The organism is Rhodopseudomonas faecalis (genome assembly GCF_003217325.1).
Lineage (GTDB): Bacteria > Pseudomonadota > Alphaproteobacteria > Rhizobiales > Xanthobacteraceae > Rhodopseudomonas > Rhodopseudomonas faecalis.
Window position 1 is genome coordinate 1 of sequence record NZ_QJTI01000008.1, and the last position, 23098, is coordinate 23098.

Below are 23098 nucleotides of genomic sequence, written 5' to 3' on the forward strand. Positions count from 1 at the left end.
ACAACTTCAGACCTCACCAGGCCCTCGGCGGCAAAACCCCCAAGGACTTCGCCACCAACAAAACCATTCGATCAACGAATTAGTGAACTCGCACAGCAATGACGAATGAGAACCCACCCTCTGCCCTCACCGCGTCATTGCGAGGAGCGCAGCGACGAAGCAATCCAGTTGAACGGCTCGGCCCATGACGTGGATTGCTTCGCTGCGCTCGCAATGACGAATGAGAACCCACCCTCTGCCCTCACCGCGTCATTGCGAGGAGCACAGCGACGAAGCAATCCAGCCAAAAGCACGGCCGCTAACATGGATTGCTTCGCTACGCTCGCAATGACGGGGTAATGTTTTGTTGCGACATCCAAGCCAGCCACGTCATTGCGAGGAGCGCAGCGACGAAGCAATCCAGTTGAACGGCACGGCCCATGACGTGGATTGCTTCGCTGCGCTCGCAATGACGGAGTAATGGTTCGCCCGCTTTGCAATGACGGGGTGATGGTTCGCCCTGACCCGCCCTCACCCCTACGTCCGCGAAAGCGCCTAGCCCTCGTCGCTGGCCAAGAGCCCGCGCACGGCGGCGGCCCAGCCCTGTAGCTTGCGCTCGCGGCTGGCGGCACTCATTGCCGGGCGAAAACGGTGTTGCAGCCGCCAATTGTCGGCGAATTTGTGCGGCTCGGGAAATAACCCGGCGGCGTAGCCGGCGAGATAGGCCGCGCCGAGCGCGGTGGTCTCCTGGATCACCGGCCGATCGACCGGCGCATTGAGCAGATCAGCGAGCCGCTGCATGGTCCAATCCGACGCGGTCATGCCGCCATCGACGCGCAGCACGATCGACGCGGCATCGGCGTCGGGCCAGTCAGCGCGCATCGCCGCCCACAGATCATAGGTCTGGTAACAGACGCTTTCGAGCGCGGCATGCGCCAGCTCGGCCGGCGTGGTGTTGCGGGTCAGCCCGAACAGCGCGCCGCGCACCCGCGGATTCCAATAGGGCGCGCCCAGGCCGACAAAGGCCGGCACCAGATAGACGCTCTGCATCGGATCAGCGCGGTCGGCGAGCGGCCCGGTCTCGCTGGCATGCTGGATGATACCAAGGCCGTCGCGCAGCCATTGCACCGCGCTGCCGGCGACGAAGATCGAGCCTTCCAGCGCATAGGTGCGGTGGCCATCGAGCTGATAGGCGATGGTGGTGAGCAGCTTGTTGCGCGACGCCACCGGCGTCGCCCCGGTGTTGAGCAGCGCAAAGCAGCCGGTGCCATAGGTCGATTTCATCATACCCGGCGCAAAGCACGCCTGGCCGATGGTGGCGGCCTGCTGATCGCCGGCAATGCCGCGGATCGCGATCGCGCCGCCGAACAGATCGGGCACGGTGCTGCCGAAATCGGCGGCGGAATCCTTGACCTCCGGCAGCATCGAGCGCGGCACCCGCAGCAGCGCCAGCAATTCGTCGTCCCATTGCCCGCTATGGATATTGAACAGCAGCGTGCGCGAGGCATTGGTGGCGTCGGTGGCGTGCACCTGGCCGCCGGTCAGCCGCCACAGCAGATAGCAATCGACGGTGCCGAACAATAGTTCGCCGCGCTCGGCGCGTTGCCGCGCCCCTGGCACCTGATCGAGCAGCCAAGCGATCTTGGTGCCGGAAAAATACGGATCGATGATCAGCCCGGTCTTGTGCGTCACCATCGGCTCATGGCCGCCGGCTTTCAGCGCGGCGCAGGCGTCGGCGGTGCGGCGGTCCTGCCAGACAATGGCGCGGTGGATCGCGCGCCCGGTGACGCGGTCCCAGACCACGGTGGTCTCGCGCTGATTGGTGATGCCGATCGCCGCGATCTCGCCGGCCCGCAGTCCTGCCTGAGCCATCGCCGCGCGGCAGGTCGCCAGCGTCGATTGCCAGATGTCTTCGGGCTCATGCTCGACCCAGCCCGAGGCCGGGAAATGCTGCGGAAATTCCTGCTGCGCCAGCGCGGCGATGGAAATGTCATCGCGAAACAGGATGGCACGTGACGACGTGGTGCCCTGATCGATAGCCAGCACGAAAGACATGGCGTCTCCGGACGGTTGCTGCTTTGCGTTGCCGCAACACCATCCGATTGCGCAGCCGGGGTCAAGTTAGCCGCGCAAGGCCGGCCATCCTGCCCACAAGGCGCAGAGAGCTGCGTCGCCGAGTCGCTTCAATGATGCGCTCGGCGACGCCGCGTTTCAGATCACCGCGTCAGATCACGCCGCCGGCTTCGCCGACGCGTGCCAGATGATAATCGGCATCGCCAAAGGTGCGGTCGATCATGGTCAGCCGCTTAAAATAGTGGCCGATCTTGGCTTCCATGGTGACGCCGATGCCGCCATGCAGCTGGATCGACTGTTCGCCGATGAATTTCAGCGAGCGACCGACCTGCACCTTGGCGGCGGCGATGGCGTTGGCGCGTTGCTTGGCGTCCTCGAAATCGGAAGCCATGATGGCGAACATCGCCATCGACCGCGCCTGCTCGAGCGCCACGAACATGTCGGCGGCGCGATGCTGCAGCACCTGGAACGAAGCGATCGGCACGCCGAACTGAGTGCGGGTCTTGAGATATTCCACGGTGGTCTTGAGCGACTCTTCCATGGCGCCGACCGCTTCGGCGCACAGCGCGGCGCGCGCATCGTCCACCACCCGCTCGATCAGCGGCAGGCCCTGCGCCGGATCGCCGATCGCGGCATCGGCACCAACCACGACGCCGTTGAAGGAAATATCGGCGGCGCGCAGCCCGTCCTGGGTCGGATAGCCCTTGCGGCTGACGCCCTTGGCATTGGCCGGCACCAGGAACACGCCAATGCCGTCGCGGTCGCGCTGGCCGCCCTTGGTCCGCGCGGTGACGATCAGCACGTCGGCGCTATCACCATTCAGCACCACGGTCTTGTCGCCGTCGATCACCCAGCCATCGCCCTGCGGCTTGGCGGTGGTGGTGACGTCGCCAAGATCATAGCGCGAGCTCTTTTCAAGCTGGGCGAACGCAAACAGCTTTGAGCCGTCAATCAGCCCCGGCAGATAATTTGCCTTCTGCTCGGCCGAGCCGGCGCGGCGCAAAAAACCACCGGCCAAAATCACGGTCGGCAGATAGGGCTCGAGCACCAGCGCGCGGCCTAGCGCTTCCATGACGATCATGGTTTCCACCGACCCGGCGCCAAAGCCGCCATCGGCTTCCGCGAACGGCAGACCAAGCAGGCCCTGCTCGGCAAACTTGCCCCAGATCGCGCGGCTAAAACCATCCGGCTCGGCGCCATATTTCTTGCGGCTCTCGAAATCATAGGCGCTCTTCAGCAGCCCTTCGACGCTGTCCTTGAGAAGCCGCTGCTCCTCGGAGAGATCAAAATCCATGTGATGCTTCCTTGAAAACCTGAGCTCTGCACTCGCAGATCGATGTCTCGTCTCCCTCTCCCCGCTTGCGGGGAGAGGGTCGGGGTGAGGGGTTGATGAGTCCGCGTGTGGCGATACGCCCCCTCACCCGTCCCGGCGTCGCTGCGCTTGCCGGGCCGACCTCTCCCCGCACGCGGGGAGAGGTGAAGGTGCGCGCGTCGCGCCTGCGCGTTACAGCCCCAGCACCGCCTTGCAGATGATGTTGCGCTGAATCTCGTTGGAGCCGCCGTAGATCGATACCTTGCGATTGTTGAAGTAGCTCGGCGCCACTTGCGCGGTCCAATCCATCGCCTCGTTGGAGCCGTCCTCGCCATGGATGTCATAGGGCGCCGCATAGGGCCCGATCACATCCATCAGCAGCTCGGTGGTGGCCTGCTGGATTTCCGAACCCTTGATCTTCAGCACCGAAGACGCCGGATTGGGCTTGCCCTTGCCGTGCTTGCCTTCATCGGCGACGACGCGCAGCTGCGTCATTTCCAGCGCCTTGAGTTCGATCTCGACCGCGGTCAGCTTGTCGCGGAACCGCGGATTGTCGAGCACCGGGCGGCCATCGGCCTGCACCTGCCCCGCCATCTGCTTGATGCGCTTGATACGCTCCTTGGACATGCCGACCCGGGCGATGCCGGTGCGCTCATTGCCGAGCAGGAATTTGGCGTAGTCCCAGCCCTTGTTCTCCTCGCCGACCAGATTCTCGACCGGCACCTCGACGTCATCGAAGAACACTTCGTTGACCTCGTGGCCGCCTTCGATGGTGATGATCGGCCGCACCGAAATGCCCTTCGACTTCATGTCGATCAGCAGGAACGAAATGCCGGACTGCTTCTTGGCGGTGGGATCGGTGCGCACCAGACAGAAGATCCAGTCGGCATATTGCGCCAGCGTGGTCCAGGTCTTCTGGCCGTTGACGATGTATTTGTCGCCGCGCCGTTCCGCCTTGGTCTTCAGCGAGGCGAGATCGGAGCCGGCGCCCGGCTCGGAAAAGCCCTGGCACCACCAATCATCGACATTGGCGATACGCGGCAGAAAGCGCTGCTTCTGCGCTTCATTGCCGAAGGTGTAGATCACCGGGCCGACCATCGACACGCCGAAAGCCAGCGGCTGCGGCGCCGGCGCGAGCTGCAATTCTTCGTTGAAGATGTAGTCCTGCACCGAGGTCCAGCCGGTGCCACCATATTGCACCGGCCAATGCGGCACGCCCCAGCCCTTCTTGTTGAGGATGCGATACCATTCCACCATTTCTTCCTTGGTGGGATGACGCCCCTCGATCATCTTCTGCCGCATCGCGGCCGGCACGGCTTCCTTGAAAAAGGCGCGGACCTCGTCGCGGAATGCCAGTTCTTCCTTGCTGAAACTCAGATCCATCGGATCCTCCCTAGATCTCTCGAATCAAATTGTAGCGCACGGCACGCTGCAGTGCAGCGCGCTGGCGCTCCCCGCATGGTGGGGGGGAACGCCTTAGCCGCGCCCGCTTAGTGTACGATTTCGAACAGCCCGGCCGAGCCCATGCCACCGCCGACGCACATCGTTACCACCGCGTATTTCGCCTTGCGGCGGCGGCCCTCGATCAGCGCATGGCCGGTGAGCCGCGCGCCCGACATGCCGTAAGGATGGCCGACCGCGATCGCGCCGCCATCGACGTTGATCTTGTCCGGATCGATGCCGAGCTTGTCGCGGCAATACAGCACCTGCACCGCGAAGGCTTCGTTCAGCTCCCACAGGTCGATGTCATCGACGGTCAGGCCATGACGCTTCAAGAGCCGCGGCACCGCGAACACCGGGCCGATGCCCATCTCGTCCGGCTCGCAGCCGGCCGAGACGAAGCCGCGGAAAATGCCGAGCGGGGTCAGGCCGCGCTTGGCCGCTTCCTTGTCGCTCATCACCACGGTCGCCGAAGCGCCGTCCGACAACTGGCTGGCGTTGCCGGCGGTGATGAAATAGCCCTCGCCGCGCACCGCCTTCAGAGCGGCCAGCCCTTCGGCGCTGGTATCGGGCCGCGGACCTTCGTCCTGGCTTAGCGTTACTTCCTTGAACGACACCGCGCCGGTCGCCTTATCAACCACCGCCATCTTGGTGGTGATCGGCGCCAGCTCGTCGTTGAAGCGGCCGGCCTGCTGCGCCGCGGCGGTGCGGCGCTGGCTTTCCAGCGCATAAGCGTCCTGCGCATCGCGCGAGATGTTGTAGCGCTTGGCCACCACCTCGGCGGTGTCGATCATCGCCATATAGACGTCGCCCTTGATCGCCTCGAGCGCCGGATCGACCGCGTGGAACATGTTCATCTTGTCGTTCTGCACCAGGCTGATCGACTCGCCGCCGCCGCCAACCGCGACCTCGACGCCGTCGAACAGCACGGAACGCGCCGCGAGCGCGATCGCCTGCAGACCGGACGCGCATTGCCGGTCAATGGTGGTGCCGGCGGTGGTCACCGGCAGCCCGGCGCGCAGTAGCGCTTTGCGCGCGATATTGCCGCCGGTCGCGCCCTGCTGCAGCGCGCAGCCCATCACCACATCCTCGATCTCGCGCGGATCGAGCTTGGCGCGCGCCACCGCATGTTCAATGGCATGGCCGAGCAGCGTCGCCCCCTCGGTGGCATTGAGCGCACCGCGATAGGCTTTGCCAATCGGGGTGCGTGCGGTGGAGACGATAACGGCATCGGTCATAAGCGGGCTCCTGTTGGGCGGATTGTTGGTTCTGTAGCGTGGTCGGTAGCTTGGTCTGTATCTTGGATCGTTGGCCGCGCGAGGCCCGCGCGAACCACGGCGTTGTGAGCACAGCGGCAGCAATCACCCGCCCCGCTCGGAGGCAGGCAAGCGATCGCCGCACCATCAGCCGCCCTTCGCCAGCGAGGCAAAGGTTCTGCCTTCATCGGCGAGCCGCTTCAGCAAGGGGGCCGGTTCCAGCGACGGATCATTGGTCTGTTTGGCGTAGTGCGACAGCCGCTCCGCAATCGGCTTGAGGCCGACGAGGTCGGCATAGAACATCGGGCCGCCACGATAGACCGGCCAGCCATAGCCATAGATCCACACCACATCGATATCGCTTGGCCGCGCCGCGATCTTCTCTTCCAAGATGCGCGCGCCCTCATTGATCATCGGATAGATCATGCGCTCGAGGATTTCCTGATCGCTGATCTCGCGGCGCTTGAGGCCGAGCTTAGCCAGCGTATCGTTGATCAAGGTTTCGACCTCAGGATCAGGTAGCGGCGCGCGCGAGCCGGCCTCATAAGCGTAGTAGCCCTTGCCGGTCTTCTGGCCGAACCGGCCGGCTTCACAGAGCGCGTCGGCGATCTCCGACTTGATGCCGCGGTCTTGGCGCGAGCGCCAGCCGATATCGAGGCCGGCGAGATCGCCCATCGCGAACGGTCCCATCGGCATGCCAAATTTGGTGACCACCGCATCGACCTGCTGCGGCAACGCGCCTTCAAACAATAGCTTCTCGGCCTGATTGCTGCGCGCGGCCAGCATGCGATTGCCGACAAAGCCATCGCACACCCCGACCACCACCGGCACCTTGGCGATGGCCTTGGCGACCGTCACCGCGGTCAGCAGCGCATCCGGCGCGGTCTGCACGCCGCGCACGATCTCGCACAGCTTCATGACATTGGCCGGCGAGAAGAAGTGCATGCCCAGCACGTCCTGCGGACGCTTGGTGACCGACGCGATCGCATCAATGTTGAGATAGGAGGTGTTCGACGCCAGCACCGCTCCAGGCTTGGCGTAGGCATCGAGCGCGGAAAACACCTCTTTCTTCACCGCCATGGTTTCGAACACCGCCTCGATGATCAGATCGGCATCCTTGACGTTTTCGAGCCCGACCACGCCGGTGATCAGCGCCATGCGCTTGGCCGGCGCATCGGGCGGCAGACCGCCACGCGCCGCGCTGGCCTCATAGTTCTTCTGCATGATGCCAAGACCACGCTGCAGCGTCTGCTCGCCGGTTTCGATCAGCGTCACCGGAATGCCGGCATTGGCAAACGACATCGCGATGCCGCCGCCCATGGTGCCGGCGCCGATCACCGCGACCTTGGTGACCGGACGCGGCTTGGTGCCTTCCGGCACGCCCGCGACCTTGGCGGCTTCACGCTCGGCAAAGAACGCATAGCGCTGCGCCTTGGATTGATCGCCAACCACCAGTTTGAGAAAACCGTCGCGCTCGCGCTTCATGCCCTCATCGAACGGCAGATCGATCGCGGCGCCGATCGCATCGGCGCAGGCAAACGGCGCCTCAAAGCCCCGCGCCTTCTTGGTCATCGCGGCAACGGCATTGGTGAAGATCGACCGATCGGCGCGCGCCGCGGCGAGCTTGCTGTCGTCATCGCGCAGCCGGCGCAGCGACCGCTGCTCGGCCAGCACTTTGCGCGCAAACGCTTCGCCGCCAGCAACGGTGTCGTCGACCACTTCGTCGATCAGACCATGGCTGAGCGCTTCTGCGGCACTGATCGGATTACCACCAAGGATCATTTGTACCGCGAGCTCAGGGCCAACCGCACGCGGCAGGCGCTGCGTACCGCCCGCCCCGGGCAACAGCCCGAGCTTCACTTCCGGCAGGCCGAGCTTGGCGCTCTTGACCGCAACGCGGAAGTGACAGCCGAGCGCGGTTTCCAGGCCGCCGCCGAGCGCGGTGCCGTGGATCGCGGCGACGATCGGTTTGGGCGAGGCGTCGAGGGCATCGATCACTTCATGCAGGCTGGGCGGCTGCGGCGGCTTGCCAAATTCGGTGATGTCAGCGCCGGCGATAAAGGTGCGGCCGGCACAAGTAAGTACGATCGCCTGCACCTTGGAGTCCGCGACCGCCGCATTGACCCGTTCAAGGATGCCGCGACGAACTGCCGCGCTCAGCGCGTTGACCGGAGGATTGTCGACCGTGATGGTGGCGATGCCATCCCGATGCTCCGCCTTCACAATCTCGCTCACCCGAGGCCTCCATGACTTGCGCTGTTTTTATTAGTTCCGCTGTGCGGAATTTAATTCCGCATCTTGACAGCGAGGGTTATTTTGAACAGCGTTCCTTGTCAACGAAATCCAATATGGCACGGGAATGAAACGCCCAGCTAAGAAAGTTGCGACTGATCGCAGCTTTGTGGTCGCACTGGCTCGCGGCCTCGATGTGTTGCGCGCGTTCCGTCCCAATGACGGCCTGCTCGGCAATCAGGAGATTGCCGCGCGCACCGGCTTGCCGAAGCCGACCATTTCCCGGCTCACTTATACGCTGTGTAAACTCGGCTACCTGACGCAGGTGCCGCGCTTTGAAAAATACCAGCTGGCCCCGGCGGCGATGGCGATCGGCTACGCCGCGCTCGCCAATCTCGGCGTCCGTCATCTGTCGGAACCATTCCGCGACGAACTGATGCGGCAGACCGGCGGCGCGGTCGCGATCGGCGGCCGCGATCGTTTCTCCATGATCTATTTCGGGCAGAGCCGGTCCAGCATGACCGTTGGCGTACAGCTCGATGTCGGCTCGCGCGTACCGATCGCCACCACCGCGATGGGGCGCGCTTACATCTGGGCACTGCCCGATGACGAACGCGCGGCGTTGCTGCGGGAGCTGCGCGAGCATTATGGCAGCCGCTGGTCCAAGCTGAAGGATGGCATCGAGCGCGCCGGCGAGATGGTCGCCAAGCACGGCTTTGCGATCTCGGTCGGCGAATGGCAGCACGACGTCCACGCCGCGGGCGTGGCGCTGCGGCTGAACGACGGCACCGGCCCTTATGCGTTCAACTGCGGCGCGCCGGCGTTTCGGTTCAGCGAAGAGTTGCTGATCAACGACATTGGACCGCGTCTGTTGGCGATGGTAAGAAACATCGAAGCCGCGCTCGGCGCGACTGCTGTGCCGCTCGATACAAGAACGATAACTAACAAAAAATCGAAAACAGGAGGAAAACTTGCCCGCGAGGTGGAGGAGATCTGATCGTTATCGAAGGAGATCGAGCTCGCGCAGCGCTGATGTGATGCGGAGCCGCTAATGCAGCAAACAGATGTGGCGCGGGCGAAGGCCCCGCTGCTTGCCGTGCGCGACGTCAGCGTCGTGTTCGGAGGAATCGTCGCGCTCAACGGCGTGTCGTTCGACATGCACCGTGGGCAGATCCTCGGTTTGATCGGGCCGAACGGCGCCGGCAAGACCACGCTGTTCAATTGCCTGTCGCGGCTCTATCAGCCGAGCAAAGGCGACATTCTGATGGAGGGCGACAGCATCCTGGCGCGCCCGGCGCATCGCATCGCCGAGATCGGCATCGGCCGCACCTTCCAGAATGTCGCGCTGTTTCCCAATCTCAGCGTGCTCGACAATGCCCGGGTCGGCACGCATTCGCGCACCCGCTCCAATTTCATCACCGACTCGATCCGGCCGCCCTGGGTCGGCCGCGCCGAGGCCGCCACCACCAAGCGCGTCGATGACATCCTCGGCTATCTCGATCTGCGCGAGGTGGCGCATGTCCCGGTCGCCGGCCTGCCATTTGGCACGCAAAAGCGCGTCGAGCTGGCGCGGGCGCTCGCGGCCGAACCCAAAATTCTGCTGCTCGATGAGCCGGCCGGCGGCCTCAACCATGAGGAGGTCTATGGACTTGGCGACCTGATCCGCAAAATCCGCGACGACCGCGGCATCACCGTGCTGCTGGTCGAGCATCACATGGGGCTGGTGATGTCGATTGCCGACCACGTGGTCGCGCTCAATTTCGGCCGCAAACTCGCAGAAGGCACGCCGGCGCAGGTGCAGTCCGACCCCGACGTCATCAAAGCCTATCTGGGGAGCAAGGACGCATGAGCGCACTGCTGACCGTAACGGATCTGCGCGCCTATTACGGCCAGGTGCAGGCGCTGCACGGCCTGCAATTCGAGATGAAGGAAGGCAGCATGACGACGCTGCTCGGCGCCAATGGCGCCGGCAAGACGACGACGCTGCGCGCGATCTGCGCCATGGTCCGTTCCACCGGCTCGATCCAGTTCGCAGGCACGCCGCTGCTCGGCCGCTCCACCGAGGCGATCGTCAAACTCGGCATCGCCCATGTGCCGCAGGGCCGCGGCACCTTCACCTCGATGACGGTGGAAGAGAATCTGCAGCTCGGTGCCATCACCCGCAAGGACAAAGAGATCGCATCCGACATCGAGCGGATGTATGCGCATTTCCCGGTGCTGAAGCAGCGCCACACCCAGCAGGCCGGCACGCTGTCCGGCGGCGAACAGCAGATGCTGGCGGTGGCGCGCGCGCTGATGCTGCGGCCGCGCTTGATGCTGCTCGATGAGCCGTCATTCGGGCTGGCGCCGCTGGTGGTGCGCGATCTGTTTCGCATTCTCGGCAAGATCAACCGGGAGGACAAGGTGTCGATCCTGGTGGTTGAGCAGAACGCGCAGCTCGCGCTCGAACTCGCCGACCATGCCTATGTGATCGAGACCGGCCGCATCGTGATGTCCGGCACCGCGACGGACATCGCCAGCAACGAAGACATCCGCAAGTCCTATCTGGGCTATTGAGGAACCGGCCATGGAGCTGTTTACCAACCAGGTTTTGGCCGGCATCGCCACCGGCGCCATCTATGCCTGCATGGCGCTGGCGGTCGTCATGATCTATCAGGCGATCGACCAGCTGAACTTCGCCCAGGGCGAAATGGCGATGTTCTCGACTTTCCTCGCCTGGCAGATGATCCAGTGGGGCGTGCCGTTCTGGGGTGCGTTCGCGCTGACCTTGGTGATCTCGTTTGCCGGCGGCGTGATGATCGAGCGGCTGCTGTTCAAGCCGCTCGCCAACGCCCCGATCTTGACCCATGTCGCCGGCTTCATCGCGCTGTTTGCGATCCTCAACTCGGTCGCCGGCCTGACCTGGGACTTCACCATCAAGCAATTTCCCTCGCCGTTCGGCTCGGCGCCATTCCTCGGCAGCCAATTGATCTCGACCCATCAGGCCGGGATGATCGCGGTGACGCTGGTGCTGCTGCTGGCGCTGTATTTCTTCTTCCAGTTCACGCGCATCGGACTTGCGATGCGCGCCGCAGCGGCGCAGCCGGAATCGGCACGGCTGGTCGGCATCAACACCTCCTGGATGGTGGCGCTCGGCTGGGGCATGGCGAGCGCGATCGGCGCGATCGCCGGCATGATGATCGCGCCGGTGGTGTTTCTGGAGCCGAACATGATGGGCGGCGTGCTGATCTACGGCTTCGCCGCGGCCGTGCTTGGCGGGCTGACCAGCCCGTTCGGCGCGGTGATCGGCGGCTTTCTGGTCGGCATCTTCGAAAACCTGGCCGGCACCTACATTCCCGGCGTCGGCAACGAGCTGAAACTGCCGATCGCGCTGGCGCTGATCATCACGGTGCTGGTGGTGAAACCCAATGGCCTGTTTGGCCGCTCTGTCGTGAAGCGAGTCTGAGCCATGAGCGCATTGCAGGACAGCGTCACCCGCCCCCCGGCCGTCGCCGCCGTCCCCAAGGGCAACATCGCGCTCGGCTACCTCACCTCCACCATGGTGGTGATCCTGCTGTTCGCGGTGCCGCTTTTTGCCAAAAACTTCGTGATCTTCCAGATGACGATCTGGCTGATCTACGCCATCGCGATTCTGGCGCTCAACATCCTCACCGGCGGTTCGGGACAGTTCTCGCTCGGCCAAAGCGCGTTTTACGCGCTCGGCGCCTACACATCAGCCATCCTGATGGAGCATTTCGGCGTCAATTACGTGCTGACGCTGCCGGTTGCCGGTGCGCTGTGCTTTGCATTTGGCTTCTTGTTCGGGCTGCCGGCGCTGCGGCTATCCGGCATCTATCTGGCGCTCGCGACTTTCGCGCTCGCCACCGCCATGCCGCAAATCCTGAAGCTCGGCGTATTCGAACACTGGACCGGCGGCGTGCAGGGCCTGGTGGTCACCAAGCCCGATGCGCCATTCGGATTGCCGATCTCGCAGGACGTCTGGCTGTATTACTTCACGCTGGTGATTTCGATCGTGATCTATGTGTTCGCGGTCAATTTGCTGAAATCACGCACCGGACGGGCGATGATGGCGATCCGCGACAATGAGATCGCCGCCTCGGCGATGGGCGTCAACGTCTCGCTGTACAAGACGCTGGCGTTCGGCATCTCGGCCGGCACCACTGGCGTCGCCGGTGGCCTCGGCGCGATCGCGGTGCAGTTCGTGGCGCCGGATGGCTACACCATCCAGCTCGCGATCGCGCTGTTTCTCGGCATGGTGGTCGGCGGGGTCGGCTGGCTGCCGGGCTCGCTGGTCGGCTCGGCCTTCATCGTCTTCGTGCCGAACATCGCCGAAGAGGTCTCCAAGGGGTTGTCGGGTGCGGTATTCGGCGCGATCCTGATCGTGGTTATCTTTTTGGTGCCGCATGGCTCGCGCCAAGTAGCCTATAAGATTCAGGATATCGTCCGCAAAATAAGAAAATAGCCAAAGCAGCCTCGCGAGCCGCCCCCTGCCTGCCATCGCAGGGGGCTTTTTCGTGCCCGCAGGGTCGCCGGCGGTGCTCCTCCAGGCGCGCACTGCCGCCCAGCGATTGGATCATGCCGCGGGCTGTGCAATCGGCGTATGCAGAGCATGAGCCGCCCCGCGGCGCCTTGATTTAATGAGATCGCCGATGTTGTCCCGCGTTCCCCTCCGCCTGTCCTTCGCCGCGCTGCTGGCTGCCGCCATTGCCTTTAGCTGCGTCACGCCGAGCGCGGCGCAGAAAGCCTATGATCCCGGCGCCAGCGACACGACCATCAAGATCGGCAATCTGATGCCTTATAGCGGCCCGGCGTCGGCCTATGCGATCGTCGGCCGGATCGAGCAGGCCTATTTCCGCATGGTCAACGACCAGGGCGGCATCAATGGCCGCCGCATCGAATTCATCTCCTATGACGACGCCTATAGCCCGGCCAAGGCGGTCGAGCAGACCCGCCGGCTGGTGGAGCGCGACGAGGTGCTGCTGGTGTTCAGCGCGATGGGCACGCCGTCCAACGCCGCGATTCAAAAATATCTCGACGCCAAGAAGGTGCCGCAGCTATTCGCCGCCACCGGCGCCACCCGCTTTGGCGATCCCGCGCACTTCCCCTGGACCATGGGCTGGCAACCGCCCTATCAGACCGAAGGCCGGGTCTATGCCAAATACATTCTGGCCACCAAGCCCGACGCCAAGATCGCCGTGCTCTATCAGAACGACGATCTCGGCAAGGACCTGCTCAAGGGCCTGCGCGACGGACTCGGCGCCAAGGCGGCGATGATCGTCGCCGAGGACAGCTATGAGATCGGCGAGCCGACCATCGACAGCCATGTGCTGCGGCTCAAGGCGTCGGGCGCCGACGTGTTCATCAGCATCACCACGCCGAAATTCGCGGCGCAGGCGATCCGCACCGCGGCCCGGATCGAATGGCGCCCGCTCTATGTGCAGACGCTGGTGTCGGCCTCGATCGGCGCGGTGATCAGCGTCGCCGGTTTTGACAATGCGCAGGGCCTGGTGTCGGCCGCCTACAACAAGGACGCCGCCGATTCGCAATGGCGCGACGATCTCGGCATGCAGCGATTCCACGCGTTCCTTGATGCCTACGCGCCGGACGTCAACCGCACTGACAATTCGGTGGTCTATGGCTATGGCGCCGCGCAGTGTCTGGTTGAAGTGCTGCGCCGCGCTGGCGACAATCTGACCCGCGCCAACATCATGAAGCAGGCGGCGGCGCTGCAAGGCTATGCACCCGACACGCTGCTGCCCGGCATCACGGTCGATACCAGCCCCAGCGATTTTCACCCGATCGAACGGCTGCGCATGATGCGTTTTAGCGGTGACCGCTGGCAGCTGTTCGGCGATGTGATCGGCGGCGAACTCGACAAGTAGTTCGGATCATGCCGCTCGCCGCAGCGCAGCAAGCGCGTGCGTTGCAACACGGCGCAGCGCATGAGTGCGCAACGAACAGCTGATCAGGTCAGGCTTACTGACTGGTCGCCACCCACTCATCACATTCGATCGAGCGATCGGCAGCAGACGCCTGCCCGCTCCGCTGCGCCTTGAAGATCAGCGGCGATCAGTATTCAATGCGCGCAGAAGCAACGCGCCCCATAGTGAATGCTTCCAAGAGTAACAACTCGACACGGCAAACAATAGGGAGAATGGAAATGTCCATGGTCCGCAAGGTGGCCAGCATCTCGGCTGCCCTCCTGCTCTGCGCTGCCACCAGCACCACCGCCCTCGCCCAGAAGAAATACGGTCCCGGCGTTTCCGACACCGAAATCAAGATCGGCAACATCATGCCTTATTCGGGCCCGGCTTCCGCCTATGGCGTGATCGGCCGCACCGAAGCGGCTTATTTCAAGAAGATCAACGATGCCGGCGGCATCAACGGCCGCAAGATCAACTTCATCAGCTATGACGACGCTTATTCGCCGCCCAAGGCGGTCGAGCAGGCGCGCAAGCTGGTGGAAAGCGACGAAGTGCTGCTGATCTTCAATTCGCTGGGCACGCCGTCGAATTCGGCGATCCACAAATACATGAATGCCAAGAAGGTGCCGCAACTATTCGTGGCCACCGGCGCGACCAAATGGAACGACCCCAAGAACTTTCCTTGGACCATGGGCTGGCAGCCGAACTACCAGAGCGAGACCCAGATCTACGCCAAATATCTGCTGAAGGAGAAGCCGAACGCCAAGATCGGCGTGCTGTTCCAGAACGATGATTACGGCAAGGACTATCTCAAGGGCCTGAAGGACGGGCTCGGCGCCAAGGCGTCATCGATGATTGTGATGGAAGAGAGCTACGAGACCTCCGAGCCGACCATCGACAACCATATCGTCAAGCTGAAGGCCAGCGGCGCTGACGTGTTCGTCAATATCACCACGCCGAAATTCGCCGCGCAGGCCATCAAGAAGGCCGCAGAAATCGGCTGGACGCCGACCCAGTTCCTGAACAACGTCTCGGCGTCGGTCGGCAGCGTGATCAAGCCGGCCGGTTATGAGAACGCGCAGAACATCATCTCGGCGGCCTATGTGAAGGACGTCACCGATCCGCAATGGCACGACGATGCTGGCATGAGGGAATTTCTGGCCTTCATGGAGCGCGATTTTCCGGAAGGCAACAAGCTCGACGGCAGCACCGTGGTCGGTTACGGCGTGGCGCAAACGCTGGTCCAGGTGCTCAAGCAGTGCGGCGACGACCTGACCCGCGACAACGTGATGAAGCAGGCCGCCAATCTGAAAAGCTTCCGCACCGAAGTGCTGCTGCCCGGCATCTCAATCAACACTTCGCCCACCGATTTCGCGCCGATCAGCCAATTGCAGCTGATGCGCTTCAAGGGCGAGAAGTGGGAGCTGTTCGGCGACATCATCAGCGCCGATGTCGATGGCTAACCAGCCCTGATCAAGGCTGACGCTCACCACCTCCGCAGCGCTTGCTGCGGAGGTGTTTTTTTTCGGCGACCGGCCCCAGCTTGTCGATTGCGGCGCGGGCTGTCACAAGCTGGAGCGATGACCGATCCCCGTTCCCTGCTGCGCGCGATCTTCGATGCCGCGGTCGCCGCCGCCCATCCGGACCGCGTGCTGGCCGCGCAGCTGCCGCCGCCGCCCGCCGGCCGCATCATCTGTCTTGCCGCCGGCAAAGGCGCCGCCGCCCTGGCCGCCGCCGCTGAGCGGCATTATCTCGACACGCTCGGCCTCGCGCCTGCGCGGCTGTCCGGGCTCGCCACCACCCGCCATGGCTATGGCGTGCCGACCCGCCGCATCGAGGTGCTGGAAGCCGGCCATCCGGTGCCGGATCAAGCGAGCCTGGATGCCGCCGAGCGCAGCCTGGCGCTGGCAGCAAGCGCCGGCGCCGATGATCTCTTGCTGGTGCTGCTATCGGGCGGCGGCTCCGCCAATTGGATCGCGCCGGCCCCAGGCGTCAGCCTGGCGCAGAAGCAGGCGGTGACAAGGGCGCTGCTGCGCAGCGGCGCGCCGATCGACGCCATTAATTGCGTGCGCAAGCATCTGTCGCGCATCAAGGGCGGCCGGCTGGCGCGCGCCGGTGCCGCGGCCACCATTGTCACGCTGGCAATCTCCGACGTGCCGCATGACGACCCCGCGGTGATCGCTTCCGGACCGACCGTGCCCGACCCGACCACACTCGCCGATGCCCGCGCCATCGTGGCGCGCTATCAATTGCCGGTCGATGATGCGGTGGCGCGCGCGCTCGCCGACCCCAGCAATGAAAGCTGCAAGCAAGGCGATGCCGCCTTTGCCCGCGCCCATTATCGGCTGCTGGCGCGGCCGCGCGATGCGCTCGATGCCGCGATCGCGGTAGCTCGCGAAGCCGGCTATGCAATCAGCGATCTTGGCGCCGATCTTGAGGGCGAGGCCCGCGAGGTCGCCGCCAATCATGCCGCGCTGGCACGGGACGCCGTCCAGGCCGGGCGCAAGCTCGCGATCCTGTCGGGCGGCGAACTCACCGTCACGGTGCGCGGCCAGGGCCGAGGCGGCCCGAACCAGGAATATGCGCTGGCGCTGGCCGGCCTGCTTGCCGATCTGCCGGGCATCGCGGTGCTGGCGGCCGATACCGACGGCGCCGATGGCGGCGGCGGCAATGCCGACGATCCGGCCGGCGCGCTGCTTGATCAGCAGACTTTTGCGGCGATGCGCGCGCAGCAGCTCGACCCCGCCGCCTATTTGGCCAACAACGACGCCACCGGCTTCTTTGCCAGGACCGGCGATCTGCTGGTCACCGGGCCGACCCGCACCAATGTCAACGACATCCGCGTGATCCTGGTCGATCCGATCGCCGCCGATCAGCGCGGCTGATCAAGGTCAATGGCCGCCGCCCGCAGGCCTGCTTCAACGATGCCTCGAGGAATGATGATGACCGGCGCTCTCGACAAAGCCGCGCTGCTGGCGCGGCTACAGCAGCAATGCGACACGCTTGGGCTCAGCCGTGGCCAAGACGGCGCGCATGGCGTCAGCGGCACGATCGAGACCATCACCAGCAAATGGTGGCTCGGCGGCCGCACCGTCAACTATCGGATGTCGTGTGCGCTGACCGACGACCGGATCGCCCATTATCGCGACGCCATCATCGAACGGAGCTGGGGCCTGCCGCCGCCGACCCTGTCGATGGAAACCAGCAGCATCCGTGGCCGCAAGCTGAGCGGCCAGCGCCGCGACCTGTCGCCAGGCGGCGGCGGCACGATCGATTTTGGCGAGATCCGCGACGCCTTTGAGGCGACCGTCAAAACCGCCGGCTGGCAGTTCCGCTACGAAGGCGGCCGCATGCCTTAACGCCCTCTCGTGATCCCTCCCCCTCGCGGGGAGGGTCGGCCGAGCGTAGCGGAGGCCGGGGTGGGGGTCCTGCAGCCTTACTTGCCGCCGATCACCCGGATCGGCCGGCCCTGGCTGATGAAGGCAAAATGCCGGTTGGCGAGCGAGCCCATCATCAGTGCTTCGACCACTGGCTCCGCGATCTCGCCGGTCGCGGCCCAATCGACCACAAAATTGGCGCCGGTGCCGCCGCGGGAATCGGAGGCCGGCACGAACACTTCCACGGTCGAGAACGGTTTCAGCGCCACCGGCGCCTTCAGATAGTTTTCGACCAGCGCGCCCGCTGTGTCGAAATAGGCGATGCGCCGCACCACCAAGAGCTGGGTCTCGGAGGCGTTGTGCACACTCAACGTCACCGAGAAATCGGCGTGCAGCCGCCCTTCGCTCATCGACACGCTGGAATAGGCCGGCACGTAATAGGAGCCGGACACCGCGAGCGGTTCAGCCGGCAGCGGCGCCAGCGAATTGCGGAATGCCTCCTCGATCGGAACCGCCTTGGTGGCCTGCGCGTGTGCCGGCAGTGCCAGAGCCGCGCCCAGCACAACGCCGACGGACAGAATTATCGCTTTCGCCGACATCGCCGCCCCCTTACTGTAATCACCCCGCAAGCTCACCGCCCGCCCCATGCACGAACTCATCCGCGACATTACGCTCTGCATCCTGTTTGCCTGGATGCTCGGACTGCTCTCGCATTCGCTGCGACAACCGCTGATCCTCGCCTACCTTATCGCTGGCTTTGTGATCGGTCCATTCGGCTTCAAATGGGTGCACGCCCAGGAGTCGATCCAGGTCATTTCCGAGCTTGGCCTGATCTTCATGCTGTTCATGATCGGGCTGGAAATCGACCTGAAGAAGATCGTGCGCGCCGGCCCGGTGATCCTGTTCGGTGCCGCCGGGCAGTTGATCGGCTGCTGCGTGCTCGGGCTCGGCCTGTTCTCGCTGCTCGGCTTGCCGCTTGGCGGTGGCGGCTTTGATGCAGTCTATCTGTGCGTGGCCTGCGCGCTGTCCTCGACGGTGATCATCGTCAAGGTCTTGTACGAAAAGCGCGAGCTCGACACCCTGCCCGGCCGCATCACGCTCGGCATTTTGGTGCTGCAGGACGTGTTCGCCATTCTGTTCCTGGCGGTGCAGCCCAGCCTCGACAATCTGCAGCCCAGCGTGGTGCTGCTGTCGATCGCAAGGGTCGGCGTGCTGGTCGCGACCGCGATGCTGCTCAGCCGCTATCTGCTGCCCTGGCTGTTTCACCGCATCGCGCGCATGCCGGAACTGGTGCTGCTCGGCGCACTGGCCTGGTGTTTCCTGATCGGCGAGATCGCCGAACGGCTGCATCTGTCGCGCGAAATGGGCTCGCTGGTCGCGGGCGTGGCGCTGTCGACCTTCCCTTACGCGCTCGACGTCACCGCCAAGGTGACGACGCTGCGCGACTTCTTCATTACGCTGTTCTTCGTCGGCCTCGGCATGACCATCCCAATTCCGACCTGGTCGGTGATCGGGCTGGCGCTGCTGATCGCGGTGTTCACGGTGGCGAGCCGGCTGGTGACCACCTTCGTGCCGCTCTATCTGATGCGCCAGGGGCTGCGCGCCAGCCTGCTGCCGGCGATCAACCTCGCGCAGATCAGCGAGTTCTCGCTGGTGGTGATCCAGACCGGCATCGTCGCCGGTCACATTCGCGGCGAAACCGCGAGCGCGCTGTCGTTCGCGTTCGTGCTGCTGGCGGTGCTGTCCACTTTCGCGATGGTGCGCAGCGACGCCATCACCCGCCGCGCCATCCCGGTGCTGAAGCGGCTCGGGCTGCGTGATCTCGATCAGCAAGCAGGCGGCGCCGGACCAGACGCCGACAGCGCCGCGCATGGCACTTCGCGCCGCATCCTGATCCTCGGCTTCTACCGCGCGGCCAGCGCGCTGCTGGCCGAAATCGAACGGCGCAACAACTCGCTGCTCGAACAGATCACCGTGATCGACTTCAATCCGGAAGTGTTCAAGAAGCTGGCCAATTGCGGCGTGCACGTGATCTATGGCGACATCAGCAATGTCGACACGCTGCTGCATGCCGGCGCCGGCAAGGCCGAGATCATCATCCTGAGCGTGCCCGACGCGCTGCTCAAGGGCGCCACCAACGCCAAGCTGGTGCGCCATGTCCGTTCGCTCAATCCGAACGCCACCGTGGTCGCCACCGCCGATGTGATCGCCGACGTCACTGAGCTTTATGAGGCTGGCGCCAGTTACGTCACCGTGCCGCGGCTCACCGATGCCGACGAGCTGTTCAAGGTGATCGAGGCCGCCGACAACAGCCTGCTCGCCGACAAGCGTGCCGAACTCGACACGCTGCTCGCCGAGCGCCGCGAAGTGCTGCCGTAGCCAGTATTGCCGTAGCCAGTATTGCCGTAATGAATGCGCCGGTGCCGCGCCCCGTTAAAGCGGGCCGCACGGCGCTTCGGGCCGCGCCGCCAGATGCGCGGAAGCCGCCGGCACGGCGGCGTCATCGTCCAGCGCGAACTCCGGCGTGTCGCGGCCGCAGCCGAGCCGCTGCTCGATCCAGCGCCACAGGCCGCGGATTTCGTCGGCCGATTTGCCGGCCGGCGCAAATTCGCTGACCGCAAGGCCGGCCGCCATCGCATCCTGATGATCGTTGCGCAGCACGATGAACGGCCGCGCGATCAGCCCGTCGGCGGCCACCGCCGCCTGCTCGCCGAGCGTGTCGGCGGCATGCGCGATGCGCTGGCCGCGATGCGGCGCCTGGTTCAGCACAAAGGCAAATGGCCGCGCGCGCGAGCGGATTTCACCGAGCGTTGCCGCGCTGGCCTCGACATCGGCAATGCATGGCCGCGTCGGGATCAGGCACAGATCGGCGCGCTGCAACACCGCGGCGGTCATGGCGTTATCACCGCCCGCGGTATCGACCAAGGTCACGGTGACGCCAGCGCGCTCCAGCAGCAGCAAGCGCTGCTCGAAGGAAGCCATGTCGTGAATGGCATCGACCATGGGATGGGTTTTGGGACGGCGCCGCAGCCAGCGCGAGAGCGTGCCCTGCGGATCGGTTTCGATTAGCCGCACCGCATGGCCGGCCTGCATGGCCGCCAGCGCCAGCCCGACCGCCAGCGTGCTCTTGCCGCTGCCGCCCTTCCGTGTGGTGAGAACGATAGTGTGCATCATGTGATCCCCTCGATGGTATTCGGTCACTACGTGTCCGCAACGCCACGCCATTCCCGACCTGTTCTGGGTTCACATCCTGAGCGGGAGGGACTCGCGATGCCCCGCACGGCCCTCCCGCCCGACTCACAGCCCCCAATCATCATGCGCGCAGGATTGGTACATTGCTACTCAGGGTGATTACTCGGCAGATAGCGCCGTGCTGCGCTGCAAAGCCCACTACACTCTCATCTTGGCGGCAGCGGGTGCCCTCGCCGATCAGCGCACAGCGATCACGTCCGCCGGCGGCGGGTCGGCATAGAGCTGCGCGATCAGATCGCCGCGATGATCGCGCACGGCGCGCTGGTTCACCGATCCTTTGTCGGTGAGTTCGCCTTTGTCGATCGACAGCGGCGTCGCCAGCAGCAGCGCGCGGGTAACGCGGTTCGACGAGCCGGTCGCTTCGTATGCGAAGCTGACAAAGCGCTGCCGGAATGCGGCCCGCACCTGCAGATCGGCGGCGCAGGCGGCGAGATCGTCGGCCGGCAGCAGCGGATTGATGCGCCGGCAACCGTCGAGATCGAGCAGCGCCAAGGCCGCGACCTCGTCACGATCAAGGCCTGCGATCACCACATCGCGCACCAGCGGCGCGCAGGCGGCGATCAACCGCGCCCGCAGCGGACCGACGCTAACCCAGGTGCCCGACGCCAGCTTAAAATCTTCCGACAGCCGGCCGTCGAAATCAAAGCCGGCCGACAGATCGTCCGGATCGGCGGGCTTGAGCGCATCGCCGAGCTGGTAGTAGCCCTCCTCGTCAAACGCGCGCGCGGTCAGCTCCGGCTGCCGCCAATAGCCGGGCGTGACATTGGGGCCACGCACCCGCACTTCCAGCTTGCCATGGCACGGCACCAGCTTGGCCTCATTGCCGGCGGCCGGCAGCCCGACATGGCCGGAGCGGCTGCTCTGCGGCGTCACCGCCATGAAGAACGGCGCGGTTTCGGTTGAGCCAAACCCGGTCAGCATCGGCACGCGCGCGCCGGTCTGCTCGACCGCGACCTGATCGAGCCCTTCCCAGACATGGGCGGCCAGGCTCGCGCCCGCAAAGAACATCGCCTGTAGCCGGCTGAAGAAAGTGCGGCGCAGGCCGGCGTCCTGGCGCAGCGCCGGCAGCAGCGCTTCAAAGCCCTTCGGCACATTGAAGTACAAGGTCGGCGCGATCTCGCGCAGATTGGCGATGGTGTCGCCGATCCCGGCCGGCGTCGGTTTGCCATGGTCGAGATACATCGAGCCGCCATTGAACAGCGTCAGCCCGATATTGTGATTGCTGCCAAAAGTGTGGCTCCATGGCAGCCAATCGACGATCACCGGCGGCTGCTCGCCGAGAAAAGTCATCGCCTGCCGCAGCATCATCTGATTGGCGCACAGCATGCGCTGGGTATTGATCACTGCTTTCGGATTGCCGGTCGAGCCCGAGGTCAGCAGAAAGCGCGCGATGTGATCGGGCGTGATCGCGGCATGGTGCGCCTCAAGATCAGCTCGCGGCGATGCCGCCAGCAGCTCATCGAAGGGCGTGAGCTTGCGGCCGGCAAGCGCACCGCGCGAGGCGACGATTTCGACATCCGGCGGCACGCGCGCCTGCAGCGCCGCGGCGAACAAGCTGGCGTCCTCGACAAACACCAGGCCCGGGGTCAGCAGCGAGATCACTTCGCCGAGCTTGGCGAAGTCGGTCGATAGCAATGAATATTGCGGCGACACCGGAACATGCGGAATACCGGCATAGAGCGCGCCGAACGCGAGCTGAGCATGATCAAGCGAATTGCCGGACAGCATCATCACCGGCCGCTCCGCCGACAGCGGCCGGGTCAGCAGCGCCGAAGCGATGCGCCGCGCGGCGTGCAGCATGTGCGCGTAGCTGAGGGTGCGCCAGCCACCATCGCGGCCCCGCTCCGCCAAAAACACCCGATCGGGCGCATGCGCGGCCCAATGCAGCAGGCAATCGGTGATCCTTGTCGGGTAGTCCGCCAGCGCCGCGGTCGGCCGCACATAGAGCGTGCCGTCGCGGCGCCGCTCGGTTTCGACCTGCAAGCGGGCAAAGGACAGCTCGCGCAGCGGCGCCGGCGCGGCCGCACTCGCGGCAAGCGGCCGTATCATCGCTGATCCGTCGCAAACGCCGCGGCGATGCTATCGGCATCGCAGATATCGGCGCACCGCGCAGCGGCCCTGGCGGCCACGGAGTTGGTGTCGATCATGGGCCCGTCCCACAGTCCCAAGCACTGAGCTGAGACTACCGGGACCGGGTACACTGTCAATGCGGCAACCCTGCCGGGTATTTTGGCAAAGCGGATCAACGCCGTT

The 23098-nt window shown here is 64.7% G+C and carries 18 protein-coding genes; 10 read left to right on the forward strand and 8 right to left on the reverse strand.

Annotated features, from left to right (window positions below; translation table 11 throughout):
• Window positions 1-534 precede the first annotated feature (534 nt).
• The 5 genes from glpK to BJ122_RS08190 all read right to left on the reverse strand — a co-directional run bounded on the left by glpK (window position 535) and on the right by BJ122_RS08190 (window position 8295).
• Complete coding sequence (gene glpK / locus BJ122_RS08170) at window positions 535-2034, reverse strand: glycerol kinase GlpK (RefSeq protein ID WP_110780603.1); 1500 nt, start codon at window positions 2032-2034, stop codon at window positions 535-537.
• Window positions 2035-2203: 169 nt separating this feature from the next.
• A complete protein-coding gene (gene pimD / locus BJ122_RS08175) occupies window positions 2204-3346 on the reverse strand; it encodes a pimeloyl-CoA dehydrogenase small subunit (protein WP_110780604.1) in 1143 nt (380 codons plus the stop codon).
• A gap of 210 nt (window positions 3347-3556) precedes the next feature.
• A complete protein-coding gene (pimC, locus tag BJ122_RS08180; protein WP_110780605.1) occupies window positions 3557-4747 on the reverse strand; it encodes a pimeloyl-CoA dehydrogenase large subunit in 1191 nt (396 codons plus the stop codon).
• A 107-nt stretch (window positions 4748-4854) separates the two neighbouring features.
• Entirely contained in the window at window positions 4855-6042 is a 1188-nt protein-coding gene (locus BJ122_RS08185; protein ID WP_110780606.1) for an acetyl-CoA C-acyltransferase, read from the reverse strand.
• Between the two features lie 165 nt (window positions 6043-6207).
• Window positions 6208-8295: a 3-hydroxyacyl-CoA dehydrogenase NAD-binding domain-containing protein gene (locus tag BJ122_RS08190; RefSeq protein ID WP_110780607.1), complete on the reverse strand. Its 2088-nt coding sequence runs from the start codon at window positions 8293-8295 to the stop codon at window positions 6208-6210.
• A gap of 124 nt (window positions 8296-8419) precedes the next feature.
• On the opposite strand from BJ122_RS08190, the gene BJ122_RS08195 reads away from it, so the two are divergent.
• The 9 genes from BJ122_RS08195 (at window position 8420) to BJ122_RS08235 (ending at window position 17575) form a co-directional block, all read left to right on the forward strand.
• Complete coding sequence (locus BJ122_RS08195; protein ID WP_103011038.1) at window positions 8420-9289, forward strand: IclR family transcriptional regulator; 870 nt, start codon at window positions 8420-8422, stop codon at window positions 9287-9289.
• 54 nt (window positions 9290-9343) lie between these two features.
• Window positions 9344-10141 (forward strand): ABC transporter ATP-binding protein, encoded by a 798-nt coding sequence (locus BJ122_RS08200; RefSeq protein WP_110780608.1) that lies wholly within the window; start codon window positions 9344-9346, stop codon window positions 10139-10141.
• Window positions 10138-10848: an ABC transporter ATP-binding protein gene (locus BJ122_RS08205; protein WP_027276626.1), complete on the forward strand. Its 711-nt coding sequence runs from the start codon at window positions 10138-10140 to the stop codon at window positions 10846-10848. The genes BJ122_RS08200 and BJ122_RS08205 overlap by 4 nt, the downstream gene beginning before the upstream one ends.
• A 10-nt stretch (window positions 10849-10858) precedes the next feature.
• Window positions 10859-11737, forward strand: a complete 879-nt coding sequence (locus BJ122_RS08210) for a branched-chain amino acid ABC transporter permease (protein WP_110780609.1) — start codon at window positions 10859-10861, stop codon at window positions 11735-11737.
• Window positions 11738-11740: 3 nt separating this feature from the next.
• The gene (locus tag BJ122_RS08215) at window positions 11741-12754 is read left to right on the forward strand and encodes a branched-chain amino acid ABC transporter permease (protein WP_110780610.1); all 1014 of its coding nucleotides are present in this window, start codon (window positions 11741-11743) and stop codon (window positions 12752-12754) included.
• 187 nt (window positions 12755-12941) lie between these two features.
• A complete protein-coding gene (locus BJ122_RS08220; protein WP_110780611.1) occupies window positions 12942-14174 on the forward strand; it encodes an ABC transporter substrate-binding protein in 1233 nt (410 codons plus the stop codon).
• 278 nt (window positions 14175-14452) lie between these two features.
• Window positions 14453-15679, forward strand: a complete 1227-nt coding sequence (locus BJ122_RS08225) for an ABC transporter substrate-binding protein (protein WP_110780711.1) — start codon at window positions 14453-14455, stop codon at window positions 15677-15679.
• A 117-nt stretch (window positions 15680-15796) separates the two neighbouring features.
• The gene (locus tag BJ122_RS08230) at window positions 15797-17101 is read left to right on the forward strand and encodes a glycerate kinase type-2 family protein (RefSeq protein WP_110780612.1); all 1305 of its coding nucleotides are present in this window, start codon (window positions 15797-15799) and stop codon (window positions 17099-17101) included.
• A gap of 57 nt (window positions 17102-17158) precedes the next feature.
• On the forward strand, window positions 17159-17575 hold the full coding sequence (locus tag BJ122_RS08235) for a hypothetical protein (RefSeq protein WP_146227169.1): 417 nt from the start codon (window positions 17159-17161) through the stop codon (window positions 17573-17575).
• 77 nt (window positions 17576-17652) lie between these two features.
• On the opposite strand, the gene BJ122_RS08240 is transcribed toward BJ122_RS08235, so the two are convergent.
• Window positions 17653-18192: a DUF3124 domain-containing protein gene (locus BJ122_RS08240; protein ID WP_110780614.1), complete on the reverse strand. Its 540-nt coding sequence runs from the start codon at window positions 18190-18192 to the stop codon at window positions 17653-17655.
• A gap of 46 nt (window positions 18193-18238) precedes the next feature.
• Between BJ122_RS08240 and BJ122_RS08245 the strand changes: the two genes are divergently transcribed.
• A complete protein-coding gene (locus BJ122_RS08245) occupies window positions 18239-19972 on the forward strand; it encodes a cation:proton antiporter (protein ID WP_110780615.1) in 1734 nt (577 codons plus the stop codon).
• Window positions 19973-20026: 54 nt separating this feature from the next.
• Here the strand turns inward: BJ122_RS08245 and BJ122_RS08250 are convergent, their stop codons facing one another.
• Entirely contained in the window at window positions 20027-20764 is a 738-nt protein-coding gene (locus tag BJ122_RS08250; protein WP_110780712.1) for a ParA family protein, read from the reverse strand.
• Between the two features lie 258 nt (window positions 20765-21022).
• Entirely contained in the window at window positions 21023-22894 is a 1872-nt protein-coding gene (locus BJ122_RS08255; protein WP_110780616.1) for a feruloyl-CoA synthase, read from the reverse strand.
• Between the last annotated feature and the right edge of the window lie 204 nt (window positions 22895-23098).

Coding starts and splice junctions, on each gene's coding strand:
- glpK (WP_110780603.1), bottom strand. CDS start 2,034: ATGTCTTTCGTGCTGGCTATCGATCAGGGCACCACGTCGTCACGTGCC.
- pimD (WP_110780604.1), bottom strand. CDS start 3,346: ATGGATTTTGATCTCTCCGAGGAGCAGCGGCTTCTCAAGGACAGCGTC.
- pimC (WP_110780605.1), bottom strand. CDS start 4,747: ATGGATCTGAGTTTCAGCAAGGAAGAACTGGCATTCCGCGACGAGGTC.
- BJ122_RS08185 (WP_110780606.1), bottom strand. CDS start 6,042: ATGACCGATGCCGTTATCGTCTCCACCGCACGCACCCCGATTGGCAAA.
- BJ122_RS08195 (WP_103011038.1), top strand. CDS start 8,420: ATGAAACGCCCAGCTAAGAAAGTTGCGACTGATCGCAGCTTTGTGGTC.
- BJ122_RS08200 (WP_110780608.1), top strand. CDS start 9,344: ATGCAGCAAACAGATGTGGCGCGGGCGAAGGCCCCGCTGCTTGCCGTG.
- BJ122_RS08205 (WP_027276626.1), top strand. CDS start 10,138: ATGAGCGCACTGCTGACCGTAACGGATCTGCGCGCCTATTACGGCCAG.
- BJ122_RS08210 (WP_110780609.1), top strand. CDS start 10,859: ATGGAGCTGTTTACCAACCAGGTTTTGGCCGGCATCGCCACCGGCGCC.
- BJ122_RS08215 (WP_110780610.1), top strand. CDS start 11,741: ATGAGCGCATTGCAGGACAGCGTCACCCGCCCCCCGGCCGTCGCCGCC.
- BJ122_RS08220 (WP_110780611.1), top strand. CDS start 12,942: ATGTTGTCCCGCGTTCCCCTCCGCCTGTCCTTCGCCGCGCTGCTGGCT.
- BJ122_RS08225 (WP_110780711.1), top strand. CDS start 14,453: ATGTCCATGGTCCGCAAGGTGGCCAGCATCTCGGCTGCCCTCCTGCTC.
- BJ122_RS08230 (WP_110780612.1), top strand. CDS start 15,797: ATGACCGATCCCCGTTCCCTGCTGCGCGCGATCTTCGATGCCGCGGTC.
- BJ122_RS08235 (WP_146227169.1), top strand. CDS start 17,159: ATGACCGGCGCTCTCGACAAAGCCGCGCTGCTGGCGCGGCTACAGCAG.
- BJ122_RS08240 (WP_110780614.1), bottom strand. CDS start 18,192: ATGTCGGCGAAAGCGATAATTCTGTCCGTCGGCGTTGTGCTGGGCGCG.
- BJ122_RS08245 (WP_110780615.1), top strand. CDS start 18,239: ATGCACGAACTCATCCGCGACATTACGCTCTGCATCCTGTTTGCCTGG.
- BJ122_RS08250 (WP_110780712.1), bottom strand. CDS start 20,764: ATGCACACTATCGTTCTCACCACACGGAAGGGCGGCAGCGGCAAGAGC.
- BJ122_RS08255 (WP_110780616.1), bottom strand. CDS start 22,894: ATGATACGGCCGCTTGCCGCGAGTGCGGCCGCGCCGGCGCCGCTGCGC.